The organism is Paenibacillus sp. OSY-SE (assembly GCF_000283315.1).
Classification (GTDB): Bacteria; Bacillota; Bacilli; order Paenibacillales; family Paenibacillaceae; genus Paenibacillus_B; species Paenibacillus_B profundus.
The window spans coordinates 74,864-91,463 of record NZ_ALKF01000202.1 but is presented as its reverse complement, the minus strand read 5'-3'; the positions used below and the strand labels follow the sequence as shown (position 1 = coordinate 91,463).

The 16,600-nt window shown below is 52.8% G+C and carries 12 protein-coding genes; all 12 read right to left on the bottom strand.

Features of this window, described 5'->3' with window-relative positions; all coding sequences use genetic code 11:
- Window positions 1–173: 173 nt before the first annotated feature.
- Window positions 174–1,619, bottom strand: a complete 1,446-nt coding sequence (locus A372_RS0128285; RefSeq protein WP_019424305.1) for an MBL fold metallo-hydrolase — start codon at window positions 1,617–1,619, stop codon at window positions 174–176.
- A 64-nt stretch (window positions 1,620–1,683) separates the two neighbouring features.
- Window positions 1,684–2,883: an FAD/NAD(P)-binding oxidoreductase gene (locus A372_RS0128280; RefSeq protein WP_019424304.1), complete on the bottom strand. Its 1,200-nt coding sequence runs from the start codon at window positions 2,881–2,883 to the stop codon at window positions 1,684–1,686.
- 230 nt (window positions 2,884–3,113) lie between these two features.
- Window positions 3,114–4,346, bottom strand: coding sequence for an MFS transporter (locus A372_RS0128275; protein ID WP_019424303.1), 1,233 nt, complete (start codon window positions 4,344–4,346; stop codon window positions 3,114–3,116).
- Window positions 4,339–5,115, bottom strand: a complete 777-nt coding sequence (locus A372_RS0128270) for a DeoR/GlpR family DNA-binding transcription regulator (protein ID WP_019424302.1) — start codon at window positions 5,113–5,115, stop codon at window positions 4,339–4,341. The genes A372_RS0128275 and A372_RS0128270 overlap by 8 nt, the downstream gene beginning before the upstream one ends.
- A gap of 294 nt (window positions 5,116–5,409) precedes the next feature.
- Window positions 5,410–5,832: a DUF309 domain-containing protein gene (locus tag A372_RS0128265; RefSeq protein WP_019424301.1), complete on the bottom strand. Its 423-nt coding sequence runs from the start codon at window positions 5,830–5,832 to the stop codon at window positions 5,410–5,412.
- Complete coding sequence (locus tag A372_RS0128260) at window positions 5,829–6,638, bottom strand: GTP pyrophosphokinase (protein WP_019424300.1); 810 nt, start codon at window positions 6,636–6,638, stop codon at window positions 5,829–5,831. Before A372_RS0128260 ends, A372_RS0128265 begins: the two co-directional genes overlap by 4 nt.
- A gap of 82 nt (window positions 6,639–6,720) precedes the next feature.
- A complete protein-coding gene (locus A372_RS0128255; RefSeq protein WP_019424299.1) occupies window positions 6,721–7,815 on the bottom strand; it encodes a quinone-dependent dihydroorotate dehydrogenase in 1,095 nt (364 codons plus the stop codon).
- Window positions 7,816–8,301: 486 nt separating this feature from the next.
- Window positions 8,302–9,747, bottom strand: coding sequence for a L,D-transpeptidase (locus A372_RS0128250; protein WP_019424298.1), 1,446 nt, complete (start codon window positions 9,745–9,747; stop codon window positions 8,302–8,304).
- A 29-nt stretch (window positions 9,748–9,776) separates the two neighbouring features.
- The gene (locus A372_RS34885; protein WP_019424297.1) at window positions 9,777–11,423 is read right to left on the bottom strand and encodes a stalk domain-containing protein; all 1,647 of its coding nucleotides are present in this window, start codon (window positions 11,421–11,423) and stop codon (window positions 9,777–9,779) included.
- A 137-nt stretch (window positions 11,424–11,560) separates the two neighbouring features.
- Window positions 11,561–13,609 carry a FecR family protein gene (locus A372_RS0128240; protein ID WP_019424296.1) on the bottom strand — a complete coding sequence of 683 codons (2,049 nt, stop codon included), beginning with the start codon at window positions 13,607–13,609 and terminating at the stop codon, window positions 11,561–11,563.
- Window positions 13,610–14,197: 588 nt separating this feature from the next.
- Window positions 14,198–16,042: a CHASE2 domain-containing protein gene (locus A372_RS0128235; RefSeq protein ID WP_019424295.1), complete on the bottom strand. Its 1,845-nt coding sequence runs from the start codon at window positions 16,040–16,042 to the stop codon at window positions 14,198–14,200.
- 197 nt (window positions 16,043–16,239) lie between these two features.
- On the bottom strand, window positions 16,240–16,473 hold the full coding sequence (locus tag A372_RS0128230) for a ferredoxin (protein WP_019424294.1): 234 nt from the start codon (window positions 16,471–16,473) through the stop codon (window positions 16,240–16,242).
- Window positions 16,474–16,600 lie beyond the last annotated feature (127 nt).

Genomic DNA, 16,600 nt, shown 5'->3' with positions numbered 1-16,600 from the left:
AACAGTAAATTCCTATCTTTTTTATAGGAATTATAGACGGAATTCGCCTTGTCTCACAACTCTTTCAATAGAGCGAATAAAAAGAGAGGCTTTCCAATAGGTCATTTAGACCTATTTGGACGAGCCTCTCTTTTGGTTCAGATAACAAGGGGGCAAAATATTAGGAAGGCAGCTTACTTTGCTATAGGCAATCCTTCCTCACGCCATCGCACAATACCCCCTTGCAGGTTCATGATGTTCGTGATGCCGTGCGCCTGCAGAATACCAACCGCAATTGCGGAGCGCATCCCCGTCCGGCATTGGACGAGCACCGGCTTGTCGGCAGGCACCTCGCGAATGCGCTGCGGCAGCGTTCCGAGCAGGATGTGCCGCGCGCCCGGAATTCGGCCTTCCTCCCACTCCGCGCCGGAGCGCACGTCCACGACCACCACCTCCCCTTCACTTACCTTGCCGGCAATGTCCGCAGGAGTTACCTCGGCGTACGATTGCAAGCCCGCCACTCCCGACTGGGCACCGCTCCACATCGCCGAAGCTTCTATCGTTCCAGCGATTCGATCGATGCCGATGGCCCGCATATCACGGACGATCCCAGGCAGTTGATCCGCTTCCCCCATGACGTACAGTGGCCGCTCGTCATCGACTAGCCACCCGGCCCATGACGTAAAGGAGCGGTTGTAGGGCAGATTGATCGTCCCCTCCACGTGGCCGGCCGCAAACGCCGGTGAAGTTCTCGTATCAATGACGGTCGCACCTCTTTGCACGAGGCTGCCTACAACCGCAACAACCGTCCCTTCGATCCACTCCGGTGCGGGAAGATCCGCGAGCAGCGCAGGCCCTTCCCGGTTCACCTGCTTCATGCGCGGAAAATAGGTCGGCGGCTCAGGCTGCCCGGCCAACAGGGCGTCCACAAATGATGGCTCATCGTTGAAGGACAACGCCCAATTGAACCTCTTTTCGTATCCGACCGTCGAGGACGGAACAGCGCCGAGCGCCTTGCCGCACGCGCTGCCAGCCCCATGTGCCGGCCATATCTGCACGTACTCGTCCAGCCGCTTGAAGCGCTGTAGGGATTGGAACATCAGCCGCGCTCCCTCCATGGCCGTGCCTGCCAAGCCTACCGCTTTCTCCAGCAGATCCGGCCGGCCGACATCGCCGACGAACACGAAATCGCCCGTGAAGATACCTATCGGGCGATCAGCGCCCCCGCCCCGGTCAGTCAATAGGAACGATACGCTCTCAGGTGTATGCCCTGGCGTATGCAGCACTTCGAACTCAAGTCTGCCTATGTTGAATCGATCTCCGTCCTTCACAAGGCAGTGCTTCAACTGATGCCCGTTCTCTTCACTCACGTAAGCATAGGACCAATCCGGTCCGCCTTCGCCCGACACGTACAGCGTTGCTTTATGCTTTGCCCCCATTTCGCGGGCGCCCGATACGAAATCGGCGTGAATATGGGTCTCCGCCGCAGCGACGACCGTTAGCCCTTCCGCCTGGGCCGTCTTCAAATACGGGGTGACGTCGCGAGCCGGGTCGATGACGATCGCTTCCCCCGTCGCTTGGCAGCCCACAAGATACGACGCATGGGCCAGCTTCTCATCGTAGAAATAACGCAGCAGCATGGATGCCGCTCTCCCCTTTCTCTGGTACAGTTATTAGTCGAGATACCTGTCTCATTGCCTCCACCTACATGCGTCCCTTCAGCATGCCGTGCCAATACAGCTTCGGCAGCAGGCTCTTCTTCAGCACATACATGCTATAACGCTCCTTCGATTGGTCGAACGGGAACGTCTCACGCGGGGTCAGATCGTAATCGAACTCCGCCAAAATGAGCCGATTGTATCCCGTCACGAGCGGACAGGACGTATATCCGTCGTAGCTCGCATCTAGCGGCTGTCCCGCCAGCACGTTCAACACATTACAGGCCGCTACAGGCGCCTGCTTGCGGATGGCGGCGCCGGTCTTCGAGGTAGGCAGATTGCTGCAGTCCCCCAAGGCGAACACGTTCGCGAACCGGACATGCTGCATCGTGTGCTTGTCGACCTCCGTCCACCCACCCGCGTCTGCGAGCGGACTGTCCCGGATGAAGGCCGGGGAGGACATTGGCGGGACGACATGAATCATGCCGTATTGAATCGTCTCCCGCTCCTTCGTGTCCGTATGCTCAAACACGGCTTCCCGCCGGCTCGCGATGAGCTCCACCAGATTGCGCTTATACTTCGCTGTAATGCGTCTCCGTTCCACGACCTGGTTGAGCGCTTCGGCATACTTCGGAACGGCGAAGATGGTTGCATTGCCCGAAGCGAAGATGACGTCAGTCTGCTCTCTGACACCCGATCGGCGGAAGGCATCGTCGGCCAGGTACATAATCTTCTGCGGCGCACCCCCGCACTTGATCGGCGTGTTCGGCTGCGTGAAGATGGCGGTGCCGCCCCGGAATTCGCGGATGGACTTCCAAGTACTGTCCACGTAGTTGTAATCATAATTACTGCAGACGCCGCCGTGCCCGATGCTCTCCTTCAAGCCCTTAATCCGGTCCCAATCAATCTGGATGCCCGCCGCAACGACGAGGACGTCGTATCGGACTTCGGTTCCAGCCCCGGTAACGAAGCGGTTCTCATCCGGATGGAAGCGCACGACTGCTTCCTGCAGCCAGTCGGCGCCCTTCGGGATAAGCGATTTCTGGTTGCGCTCCGTCATCTCCTTGCGGACGACCCCGCCGCCGACGAGCGTCCACAACGGCTGATAATAGTGCTTGGTCTGCGGATCGACAAGTACGACTGAACCGTGAAGCCCTTTCGATGCGCGCAGCAAGCGGGCTGCAACCGACAATCCGGCGCTGCCCGCCCCGACGATGGCGACGGCATAGTGAAGTTGTCTCGGCATCACTTGCCCTCCTCTGCTCCCAAATGCTGCTAGCCTGCTTCAGGATGGGTAATGAATCGATAAGACGTAATCATGCATTCCACTGCAAGAAAATGTGCGCAAGCAAAGTGTTATTGCACCAATGGTCAAATTATATGGCCGGAATCCGGTTCCTATGATTGCACGGCAAAAAAGCAATTCCGCTCCCGTTGCCCGGCAGCCGGAATTGCTTGTCGTCCAACCCATTTCGACTACTCGTACAGCGCCTCCTCGCACGCTATCCCCGCTTCGCTGATAGGGCCCGTCGAACGGGTCATCGACGTCATCCCCTGCCAGCGTTTGGAGACGAACACGAGCAGCAGCATCGTCAACATGACTCCGACGAAGAGCCACAGCACGGTCTGCACCGTCCATACGTCCATCATCCATCCGACGGCAATCGGCATGAGCGAGCCGCCAAGCCCGTTGGCGGCCAGCAGGATGCTTGTCGTCCGCTCCGTCATGCCAGGCAGCGCCTGGTTGGCATGGATAAGCATGACCGCGAACATGCCCGCCATCCCGAGCCCGAGCAGGAAGCTGATCGCGAAGCCGCCCCATGCCTGCGTGCTGAACGGCAACAGAAGCAGCACAAGCAAGCTCCCCGAAGTGGTCAGCCATAGGAAGCGGTAATACGTCAGCTTCTCCGCGAGCACGCCGCACAACGCCCGCCCTATAACCATCGCGAGCCAGTAGACGGTAACGGTCAGCGTCGCTTGGGAGCTGGCGATGCCCCATTTTTCGATAAAAATAGACGGGAAGAAATGAACAACGGATACTTCGCTTCCCCCGTAAAGCATGAAAAATGCGGCACACAGCACAAGAAACGGCAGGCCCTTGCCAGTATACGCAGTCGGCTTCGTCTCTCGGTTGCCCCGTTCCACCGTGCGGGTCAGCATTGCATCGATATTGCCGAACGACAGCCTCTGCCACCCGATGACCGTCACCAGCGCGCACACGCCCAGCAGCAGGAACGAGTAGGCCCATATGCCGCGCGCAATCAAGAAACTCGCCACGAACGGAATCGTCAAAGCGCCGATGCCGAAAGTCACCTCCAGCTTGCTCATGGCGACGGCCTGCCGTTCCTTAACGGCCACGAGAATAATCGTGCCTATGCACGATTCCACCAGCCCTGCTCCGGCACCGGCCAGTCCGGCCAGCAGAACGACGACCGGCCAAGGCGGGAGGAAGAACAGCAGCAGTTCAGCGCTGATGAGGAGAAGCCCCAGCATGACGCCCCGTTTGCGGCTGAACCTGCGGGAGACGGCCGGCATGCCGAGCACGCCGATGAGCATCCCGACGAACTGCACGAAGATAAGCACCCCGCCATCGGTGTAGTTCAACCCATAGTGGGCAAGCAGCTCGGGAAGGACGGCACCCATAATAACGAGCGTCACGCCAGTCACGACGTACGATAGACAGCCCATCCAAATGAGCCGATTAATCATGCCGCTCACCTCCGTCCGCTACCACCAGTTCCACGCCGACCTCGTGCAGCTGCCGTTTCCATTCCTCGTCCGGTTCCCGGTTCGTAATGATAAGGTCGATGTCCTCTAATCCGGTCACACGGTGAAACATCGTTTTTCCGAACTTGGAATGGTCGGCCAGCACGATGACTTGATCGGCCTTCCGTATGACTTGACGGATGAGATAGCTCTCCTCCTCGAAGTCTGTCGTCAGGCCGCCCATCGAAAGGCCGCACGTGCCGAGAAACGCCTTATCGAGGTGGTAGTCGGACATCATTTCGATGGCGCGGGCGCCATAAACCATGCGCTGTCCGTTATACAGCAGACCGCCGAGCAGATGAATCCGCGCTTCGTCCTTTGACGCCAGCATGCCGGCCATGTCGATGGAATTGGTAACGACGACGTTCCGCTTGGTCGTCATATATTCCCCTACATAACGAACGGTCGTGGAAGAGTCGACGTACAGGTAATCCTCATCATGAAGCAAGGAGGCAGCCAAGCGGCCGATCGCCTGCTTGGACGTCGTCTCCTTCTGCAGACGCTGCTCATAGTTCGGCATTTCCTTCGATATCGTCGGCAGGATGGCTCCGCCGCGGGTGCGGACGATGCAACCCCGTTCTTCCAGCTTGATGATGTCCCGTCTGGCCGTATCGCGCGACACGCTCAGCAGCTCGCAGATTTCGTCGACTTCTATGCGCTTATTGACCTGCAAATGTTGCAGAATAGCGACGAGCCGTTCCTCTTGAAACATGCCTTTCTCTCCCATCAATTAAGTTAATTTAAGTATTAATAAGTTATACTAAGCAATAATAAGTGATAGTAATGATTATAAGTAAGAACCGGCAGCTGTCAAGAGGCGAAATGTTCTAGGATGATGGTATGCGCACATGACTAAATATTGTTGCGATTGTTGCATAACCATGACTTAACCAAACTCAGCGCAATACATTAATGCGGTGAATAAACAAAGAAAACAAATAAAAAATAGCCTGTTGAGATTTCTCAACAGGCTAAGACGGCGCACATCGTGCAGCGTCCCTTCACATTATTCGGGCGGGAGAATCGCGGTATCGACTTCCTGCTGCAATCGTTCGTCCGCAATGACGATCGTGAGGTCGCAGAACGGTGGAAGTTCTGGTGAACGCAGCAGCAGCGCCAGCATCTCCCCCGCGTCATGACGAAGCTTCTCCAGATGAATGCCCATTATGTATTCAGGATGCAAGCTCAGCTTGTCAAGGGCTGCTTCAAGCAGCTTAATGGCACCCCGATGATTGCCATTCTGAAAATGATACAGCCCGACAGCTATCTGCAGAAGCCCCTGCAGCAACGGCTTGCGCCCTTCCTCCAGCCACAGTTCCTCCATGACATCGTGACAAGCGTAGTAGTCCCGCTTTTCATTGAACAGCTTGATGAACTGGACATACAAGCAGTCATATGCGATTGACGGCTCATCTGCCATTTCGCTCATTCAATCGGATCTCCGTTCTTCTTCGCCCGTTGCATTTCAGCGATAATATCCTCTTCCAGCCGCTTGAGCTCGTCTATATCGTTCCGCTCCCACACCTCATTGAAACGATTTTGAAGCTGGATCGCCTCGGAGATTCGATGATAGTAATACAGCTCTTGAATAAATGCCAAACAGTTATGCACAATTTTGGACTTGTCTTCAAAGCTGCTCTGCGCGACCAGAATTTCCTGTCTGATGCTGGACATTTCATTATCGAGAATAAATGCGGCTTCGGCTGCCGTCTTCAACCGGTCGCGGACATCGTCCGGCAGGCTGTCCTTATATTTATAATTAAGCGAATGTTCAATCGTAGCCCAGAAGTTCATGGCTAGCGTTCGAATCTGAATTTCTGCCAGCACGACTTTTTGGCCGAGCGCCGTTTGCACGGGATATTCTACAATCATATGAAAGCTGCGGTACCCGCTTTCTTTGTAATTCGTAATATAATCTTTCTCGTAAAGAACGTTCATATCTTTGCGGTGGCGGATAAACTCAGCCACTCGATGTATATCATCAACGAATTGACACATAATGCGTATACCAGCAATATCTTCAATCCCCCGCTCCAACTCTTCAAGTGGAACGTTCAATCGCTTCGCCTTGTCAAGTATGCTGGAGATACGTTTAATGCGTCCAGTCACAAATTCAATCGGTGAGTACTCCTCACGTTTTTTCAATTCAGAGCGCATCGTCTTGAATTTGACCTTAAGTTCTTCGACGGCCTGTTCATAAGGCAGCAAAAATTTTCCCCAATCTCTTCCGTCCATGTGAACGCCTCCTGTCCATTCCACCCGTTACTTTATGTTATAGGCGATGTCTATGACTAGCTTGCAGAAGTCTATGCCCCGTTCAACGATGATTCGCGCCGACAGCCTCGGAAATATGCTGAAACCCGTCCTGCGCCAGCAGCCGCTTAAGCCCCGATGCCAATTCCCGATTAATACCCGGTCCTCTATATATGAGCCCTGTATATATTTCCACCAGACTAGCCCCAGCCCGAATCTTGCGGTAAGCATCCTCAGCGGTGAAGACCCCGCCAGAGCCGATAATCGGTATCGATCCGTTCGTCATTTGATACAATTGTGAAATCACTTCGGTAGACCGTTCCGCCAGCGGCCTGCCGCTTAAGCCCCCCGTCTCCAATCGGTGCACATGGGAAGCCCCCATGCGTGACAACGTCGTATTGGTAGCTATAATACCGGATACGCCACTATTCACAATCGTCTCGGTCATATGCTCCAGCTCGCTGTCGGACACATCCGGAGCAATTTTTACGAGGACGGCCTTGCTGCGGCCGCGTGCCGAATTCTGCTCATTCATTTCTGTTACAACCGCCTGCAGCAGCGCTTTTAGTTCATCTCCATGCTGCAAATTGCGTAGATCCGGGGTATTCGGAGAACTGATGTTCACGACGAATAAATCCGCAACGTCATATAAAGCCCGGACACACTTCAAATAGTCTTCATGTGCCTCCTCATTCGGAGTCACTTTATTTTTACCGATATTCACCCATATCGGAATTGGTCTTGCCGTTAAGGAAGAGAGGCGCGCGCGCATCGCGTTCGCTCCTTCGTTATTAAAGCCCATGCGATTAATGAGTGCCTCATCCGGAGGCAGTCGGAACATGCGCGGCTTGTCGTTGCCCGGCTGTCCTTGCGGCGTCACCGTTCCTACCTCCATGAACCCGAAACCGATAGTAGAAAATCCGCGCACGGCTTCCGCGTTCTTATCGAGTCCGGCCGCAAGTCCGATCGGGCTGTCGAAGGTTAAGCCGAACAAGGAACTCGTCAAGGCAGGGTCCGGCTTGATACCGTACATTCCCCGCATCAGGGCAAGCCCTCCCGGTATTTTAGCGGCCTTTGACATTCCTCCGATGACAAGATGATGCGCTTGTTCAGGATCCATTTTGAAAAATAACGGTTTAGCAATAGTGCGATACAACAAAGGTTCCACTCCGTTCATTATGCCATACATTCAAGCCATGGTACTGACAGCATGCGTGAAGTTACCATACCGCAGAAGATGCGCCTCTCATTTTTCCCAAATGGTGGTATATGTATACATAGCTTCTAGCGGCATTAGGCTCTATGAAATAGTTTAAAGCTTTCTTCCTAAAAAGAAAAGTCTGTATTGTCCCTAAGACATGTCTGGCCTTTTGCTTAGAAACCGATTACAATACAACTATAGATAGGGTTACTACGATGAAAGGTGATGACCTATGGCAACGAAACGAAAACCTCCAACAATACCGACCAAATCAAATGAAGTAATGAACAAGAAAGCTCTGTATTGGCTCGGGGGAGTTCTGGTGCTTATTGTCATTATCGTCTCAATTTTACTTCTTACGAATGGATAATTTAATACGACGAACGGACAAAGAGCCAGGTTCCAAGTTTCCTTGTGGACCCGGCTCTTTCACATTCTTACTTCTTAATCCAACCAACGGTAAATCTTCTTCGGGTTGTCCTGCTTCGGCGTTAAATCCAAGCGATAGCGCTTCTCTGTGTCAGGCACGATTGGCTGCTCCGGAAGCAGATCCGTTCCAATGCTTACCTCCGTACCGATAGGAACCATGTCGAATAACTCCTCAACATCTTCACGCAGCATGCGAATGCATCCTAGAGATCTGTCCTTACCGATGCTATCTGGCTCATTCGTACCATGTATGGCATATAACGAATCGGATAACGTCATGCCGCGGCTTCCGAAGTCACCGGTAGAAGAACCGTTCGGATCCACAACTTTTTCTGTAATTTGGAACCGCCCTTCCGGCGTCCGCTTTCCTCCAAGCCCAACTTTATAATTGCGAACGATAATGTTCCCACTCACGACCGCCAATCGATGGCGCTTCTTGTCCACTACGATGCGCAACGGCTCCCGGAAAGGATCAGATTGGTCGCTCCATACCCGCTTCAACGCGTGTTCCTTTGCTGCTTTCGGGTCCGCCTTCTTCCCTTGCACCCCGTCCTTGTATTGCTTATATACGTTGTCATATGCCGTTTCGACTTCCGTTGACGTACCAGACACCACATTGGAAGGATAGCCTTTGGCAAGCTTCCTCCACTCGTTCGGAGCGGTTCCGTGACGGCGAACCATAGCGGTCAATGCCGACTTGGCAACTAACCGCTGTTCGCTGGCTTGTATCCAACCGCTCACAAATGAACTTGCCTGCTCCTGCTCCTCGCCACAATTGCATTTAGGATCCTGGAGCGGCGTGACCATAATGTGATTCATTTCCTCGCTTGACTCAGCCTGAAGAATCGCATGGAGCGAGTGCGACCATAGCCACCACGAATCATAAGTTGGGATATTCACAAGGTATTTCTTCCACTCTCCATCAGCGGAAGTTCCGAATACCCGCTTCACCGCAGCGGCATACGCGCCATCATCCGAAGCCGGAACCAGAAAGGCTTGCTGTGTCGCTTCATTGGATTCACCGTTGGATATTGCGGCAGCCTTAGATTTCCCGACGCGCTTGTCAGAGGGGTCCTGCTCTCCGGCTGCCTTCATCGGCCAAGACGGTGCCGATGCTTGTCCGCCCGGTATGGCTCCTATCATAATGAAAAACAAGAGTACAAATAGAATCAGACGCACCAGACTGCGGCGAGAACGGCGGAGTTTCTCCTGCTCTTCGCGCTTTTTAGCCCATTCCTCGACGGTCTCGGAAGGGAGCGGCACATTTTCGAATGCTTTGTAAATCTCGCCTGCTTGATTGTAGCAGTAATTGGCTTTGCCTTGCTCACCGGAGCGCTCGTACTGTTTGCCCAACAAGTACCACGCCATACGGTTATCCGGATGCGCCTCGATGTACTGTTTCATATAGGCTTGGTCTTTCTCGGTCCATTGCGGATGCTTCGCGTCTGATTCCGGCGGCACTTCGCTCCCCTCCTTCTATTGTCTGCTTGCTAACGACGCGGCGGAAAATGTGATCCCGTTGCTGCGTAGCGTACATAGATCTGATCGCGAATAACAACCGCTCGCGCTTCAGTAATCCATTGAACATGAAATCCGAACTGTTCGGCGACAAACCGTACGGGAACGACGATATGGCCCTCATGAACGAACGGGGCATCCTGCAATTGCAATTCCGATACCGTTCCGTGTTCCCGTCGCACTGCCTGCTTGCTCCCTGCTTTCATCTCGAATTCTATCTCTCCGAACGAGAAACGAACCTGACCGTCTGCTGACCATTCTGTCTTGTAACCAAGAGTATCCGCCACCACACGCAATGGCAGAAACGTGCGGCCGTTCTGAATGACGGGTGCTGCATCCGTCTTGATTATTCGCCGATTATAGACAAGCTGAATATCTTTGTCCTTTACGCCAAGCTCTCTGCCCGAAGGAATGACACCTTGCGGGAGCTCGTAGCGGCGAATGAGGCGGATTGCGTTGTTAAAGGCATCCGCTACAGCAATCGTGCCGTTCGGCAGCACGGCGACCGCTGCCGGTTCGTGGAATTCGGCGAATGAGGCCACCCCATCCGCATCCCCGCTTTGTTCCGCTTGCCCGCTCAGCGTACACACACTTCCCTTATACACATAACGGATCGCGTGATTCCAACGATCCGCCACAACAACACCGCCTTCATCCGTGAGCGCGATTCCTGTTGGGCCGTTGAAGAGCGCTTCGCTCGCCTTTCCATCCCGGTAGCCACCCGCCGCATATAAAGACGCATCAGGAAAATGCTTGGAATAGTTGGCGGTTGAACTGTTCCCAGCAAGCGTAGTAACGCTTTGCTTCGCTACGTCAACGAGGCGGATCCGATGATTGCCCGTATCGGCTACAATCAGCTGACCGTCGGCGTTCATAACAAGACTGCTTGGTTCATTGAATCGGGCCTGCGCAAGCGCTCCGTCGAGATAATCCCCGGCTGCAGCTACCGCACCTGGTGAATACTCCACTATCCGCTCCGAGCGCGCATTCAAGGTGCTGACGTTCCCCTTCGGATCGATGCGGCGAATGACGTGATTCAGAGTATCTGCCACATACAGCGTACCGTCATTGGCTGCGACGATGGCGCGAGGCTGATTGAAGCGTGCTGACGTCCCTGATCCATCACGCCAACCCGCCACTCCGTCTCCGGCTGCAGTCGTAACAAGACCATCCCGGTCAAGCTTACGAATAACATGATTTGCTGAATCTGCGATATACAGGTTTCCCGCTTTATCCTTCGCCATACCGACAGGTTCATTGAACATCGCCTGTGAGGCGCCCCCGTCACGTAGGCCCCCCTTCGGTATTGTGTCGGCGCTGGTATGAGCTACCGTCCCCGCAACCGTACGGACTTGACCTCCTTCATTCACCTTCCGCAGGCGATGATTACGTGTATCTGCTATGAGAAGCGAACCGTCTGGCTCGGCCATCAGTCCGGTAGGGAAGCGGAATTCAGCCTCTCCTTTCAGACCATCCTTCCAACCCGATACACCTGTTCCGGCCCAATGAACGACCTCATACCACTGTGGGCCCGTCTTCCACCACTTCCAATTCACCGCTGGCGTTTCAAAACGTTCCATCGATTTGTCGTCCCATTTTGCCGCCGAACGCTGGTTCAAGTCTGTAGTTGCCCCTAATGCGTATCCCGTACTTTCGATACTCATACCGAGAACAGATACTGCTAGCAGTATAGTCATACAGTAACAGCAGCTAAATTTACTGTGTTTTGGATTCATCCGTGATTATCCCTCCATTGTTACGGATTCACCTTGATTTCAAGCGGCTTGTCCATCGTGTTTACTTCTAGTAGAGTTCCGGTCGCATTATAGAAGCGGACCTCAGACAGCTTCAGAGACATCGTGCCGCTGCCGCCTGCTATATAGGGCAGACTAAGGATTTGATCATCGCTTTCAAGCGATACCGCATCCGGTGTCGTTACGATTAATCGGTACACGAACCGGTTACCCGCAAGCGTTATTGAATCTACGCTGTTGCTCTTGTCATAATCGTCAGGATGATGAGCGATTTCGAATTTGCTTCCGCCATGACGATAGCGCGCTTTATTATCATTCAATTCCACAGTATCCAACGTGCCTCCGGATACTTCCACCGTGAACTCCACAGCGACTACATCCAACTTCGCCGTCAATCGCTTCAGCACCGTATCAACAACAACCCTGCTGTTGGGTGCTGTGTGATCGACACCACTGGCAAGCTCCAATACATGAGCTTGGGGCTGCGGTTCCGGATCTGGTTTTGGGTTCGGATCGGGATCGGGTTTTGGGTCTGGTTTTGGGTCTGGTTTTGGGTCTGGTTTTGGGTCTGGCTTTGGATCCGGATCTGGCTTCGGATCGGGTTTAGGATCCGGGTTCGGAGTAATCACTCCCCCGCTTCCATTTCCCGAAGAACTGTCTGTTGTCGGTGACTCCAATCGGCATATCGCATTCTCATATGCATTCTCGCAAACTTCTAATCGGGCATGCTTCAAATCATGCTCGAACCGTTTCCGATCTGACGGACTTAAAGCATCGGCATACTTCTGCTCTACCTGCTCCTGAACGTGACGGTCCATTTTCTGCTGTTTAGCCGAGATCTGATATGCAGCATCAGCAGCATAAGTAGATGTTATCTGCTGATGCTGATCATTAATCCACTGCTTGAGGCGCTTCAGAACCCATTGCTGCTGCTGCCGCTCGTTGTCACTGAGCTGCAGCGCCGCCTTCTGCCATGGAATCCGGCTCGCATCTGCTTCCTGCCGAGTAAGCATGCCAGAATCTACTGCAGCATGCACTAGAGCGGCTAAGTACGCCTTCATATTGTGTGCGACGCGAATTTCATAGCCTTGTTCGCTCTCTGAAGCTTGATTGTTCAATCTTTCGCCGCCTAATTCACTGAACGATTTCAATATTTCGCACGACACGTTCACTGAACCAGAGGAATCCACTGCACATCCAGCGGCTTGCCAAGCCTGCACATATTGCTCGTTCTCCTTGGCGGCTTCCGCATAACCAGCGACCATCGCTCGCAGAACGGCCAGATCGAGATCGGCAAGCAGCGCTTTGATATTGGCATATCCGTACAGAACCTCTATGCCATGCCCCCCCGTCGGCAGGAACGTGGCGCTTTGCGCCGGGTATACGAATTGATGATCTAGCGTAATAAGCGCCGTATCACCCTTTGCATCCTTTTTCGCTGTCTTGTCTTGGTTATTCACCTGTTCTAACGTGCTTGTTCTATCACCTGCCGGGCGATCATTCCCGCCAATCTCGGTTGCAGCCGAGTATTCCGCTTGAACAACACCTGCTGTAACGTGCAGCTGCGTCCATCCTAACCGGGGATGCACATAGACGCCGAATTGCGTTCCACGTACGGCCATAACGGCCGTCGGCGTCTCTAACTCAAAGCGATCATCCGCTCCCGTTATCGATTTCACCTTAGCGAACACCGAACCGGCCAATACACCGATTCGTGTCTTCACCCCATCGTTATCACTAAGCTCCGTGAAGCTGACATCCGCATCAGCGCCAATAGTCAGCTCATCCTCCTCGTCATTGCCTGCCAATTGCAGCACGACACGCGATTTCGGTCCGGTTTCGATACGGTCCCCTTGGTTAATGCTCATTTTCTTAAATACTTGAAGCGGCTTGCCCCCGCCAGATTTCGAGACGGTCACGCTCCCTGTCCATTCTTTCACCACCGCAACCCGAACCGCTTTATCTGCGGCTTTCGCCACACCGGGATCGATGAAGGTGACAAATAAGAAGACGAACGCCAGACTCAACGCTGCAATTCGTTTCACTTTCATCCTCCTCTCCTTTACATATCGGACATTTTGAACATCTCCGTCATATGTGTGTTCTTCTTTTCATGAAAATGTAAAAAAGTCTCCTGATCCTATCCATCCGCTTTTGTGATCGTAAAAAATTCCATTTATAAAATTTTTAACCATGCGAGTCATGATCTTCCAAAAAATGCGTTTACCGACTCAACTATAAAAGTTGAACTAAACAATTTGCATCTAAAAATTTTTCAGTTATTAAATCGAAATTGGACGACATCCATACTCACCCAATCTATCTCCTCCGCTAAGAGAAAAAGCAAGTTTACAGCCTTAACCCTATTTTCCTTTTCTCATCTTACATTGGATTATGTACAGTGAACCAGCATGATATATCACTTCATGGCAGGCTTCATTTGAATTTTCCCGATGGTTTGGCACTCATTGACAGCAATCGCTGTAAAGCAGCAAGTTTCCATTGGACAGAATACAGTCCACATGCCGTTTAGCCGCCCATCCGTACATTTTACTGTATGCTTTCCAATGGGGCTTCCTCGACTACGGATCGAGGAGAACAATTTAGTTTACCTCATACAGCAGCAAGCGGACTTACAATTATTTTGATATAAGCTCATACACCATTACGGCTTCCGCCTTGCCTTTCAACCGAAGCGGCCCGATCGATTGGGTCTCGAACGCATCTTGAATACGTCGGTTCGCTTCTTCACCAACCAGCACTTGTCCCGGCTTCGCCTGCGACTCCAACCGTGCCGCTACATTGACGGTGTCGCCAATCGCCGTGTAGTCAAGCCGCAACGTCTCCGAACCCACATTGCCGACCACCGCCTCTCCGCTTTGGATACCGATACCAAAACGTACAGATACATCAAGCTCTGCAGATAGCTTACGGTACAGATCTTCCGAGCGCTGCTGCAACTCCATGGCCGCACGTGCAGCGTGCTCTGCATGTCGATCCAATGTGTGTGGGGCGCCAAATATAGCCATCACTCCGTCACCAATGAACTTATCGAGAGTGCCATGATGCTGAAAAATGGTCTCCGCACACAAGTGTAAATATTGGTTCAGCACTTGGATCGTCCGTTCCGGCTCCAGCCGCTCGGACAGCGGAGTAAATCCGCGGATATCAATGAACATAACCGTAATGTCGCACTTCGTGCCCCCCGCCCGAATCGGAACATTGGATTGCAGCAGTTCCGTCACGACAGCCGGAGAAACGTAGCGTCCGAACAATTCTTCCACTTGTTGGCGCGCACGCCTGTCCTCCCGGCTGCGGTACGCTATAACTAAGATATAGGCCGCGGACATACCGATAACTTCCGTTAAATACGGAATAAATACCGCCCCAATACTATATATCCCGACCCATATGAGAGTGTAGCCGACGACCATGCTCAATCCGCACAGAGCTCCACGCACGCCGCGAATCCGATACGCGCACCAAGCGGCCGCAGAGATGCCTGTAATTAAGGCGAACACGCTCCATCCGAAGGGAGCTTCTTTATAGAACCGTCCTTCCACCAAAGATTGAATCATGTTAGCGTGAATTTCCACGCCATAAAGCGTCATCGAACGGCTCAGCGGAGTCATATGACGGTCGCTGAGTGAAGTCGCATAAGGGCCGATCAGTACAATCGTGTCCTTATAATAAGCAGGATCTACAATTCCAGACAGCACATCACAGAATGATTGCCGGTCATACCCGTTCATCGCTTCTTCCCCGTATCCATAAGGTGATGAGAAGAAATCGATGGCAACTTGGTGGCGGTTGTCTGTCGGAATTCGTTCCCTCCCCTGGTACCACCCACTGTCATTAGGGTCCCAACGAATCTGCTGATCCTTCGGCAAGAGCCGGTTGGCCATAAGTATGTCGAGCGACGGGAGCATCATCCCCTGCTCGTCAGGCAGTCCCAAGCTCATATTGCGGATAACGCCGTCGGAATCCGGAAGCACGTTCACATGCCCGAGTTGTCCTGGATCAATCTGAATGGAAGGGGCGGGCCGATCGACGCGCTCCACGACAAGCGATTGGCCATCCGGCTGGAGCGAGCGCAGCGTCACTTGCACAGGCAAGTAGATGTGTGCATATTTGCTCAATTGTTCGGATAAGGCGCGATCGTCTTCCACTTCTTCGGATGGATCAATCAGCAGCAGATCCAACGCAACCGCCCGAGCGCCGGCTTGCATAAGTTCGCCTACAAGCTCGGCATACACCGCTCGCGGCCAAGGAAACGGTCCCAATTGTTGCAATGACACTTCATCAATAGCAATAATCTTGATTCTGTCGTCGGGGATCTGCTCTTCGACACTCTTCGTCCGCAAGGCGTCCCGAAACGCATGCTCCACCATTTGGAACACGCCGCCATTGCCGTAGCTGTACAAGTACGCCGTAATCATGCTCAAGACGCCAACGATTAGCATCGGTACAGCTATTTTTTTCATTCGCTTCTCCTTTACAACATGAACCACACCTACAACGTAATACTGATAGAATGATATAGTCATTTCGTTTGATCACAATCTATCTCATTGTAGAACGAGGAGCGCATCGTTGGCAATTTCCAGCTGTAAAAAAATAAAAACCCCGCGAATCCGCGGGGATGCTGTAGGTTCTCTCTATAAATGATTCGTGCAGCAGGTTAGTTAAAAGGTGCGTCCGCAATCTTGATAGAATCTGTTGGGCAGCCGTCTGCAGCATCCTGCAGATCGTCGAACAGATCTTCCGGAATATCGGTTACCCCTTGGTTGTTGTCGCCGTCATAAATGACTTCCGCAATTCCTTCATCATCGTAGTCATAAATATCTGGTGCCGTTGCGCCGCAAGCTCCACATGCGATACAAGTGTCTTTATCAACCCAAGTGTATTTTGCCATCGGTTTAGTTCCCTCCTGTAAAAGTACAGATCTTCTTGGTTCCTCCGTTATCAATATAATACAAACAAGTCCGAAATTCAAACGATTTCCAACTTTTTAGAGACGTTTGTACAATCTATGCAGCTCT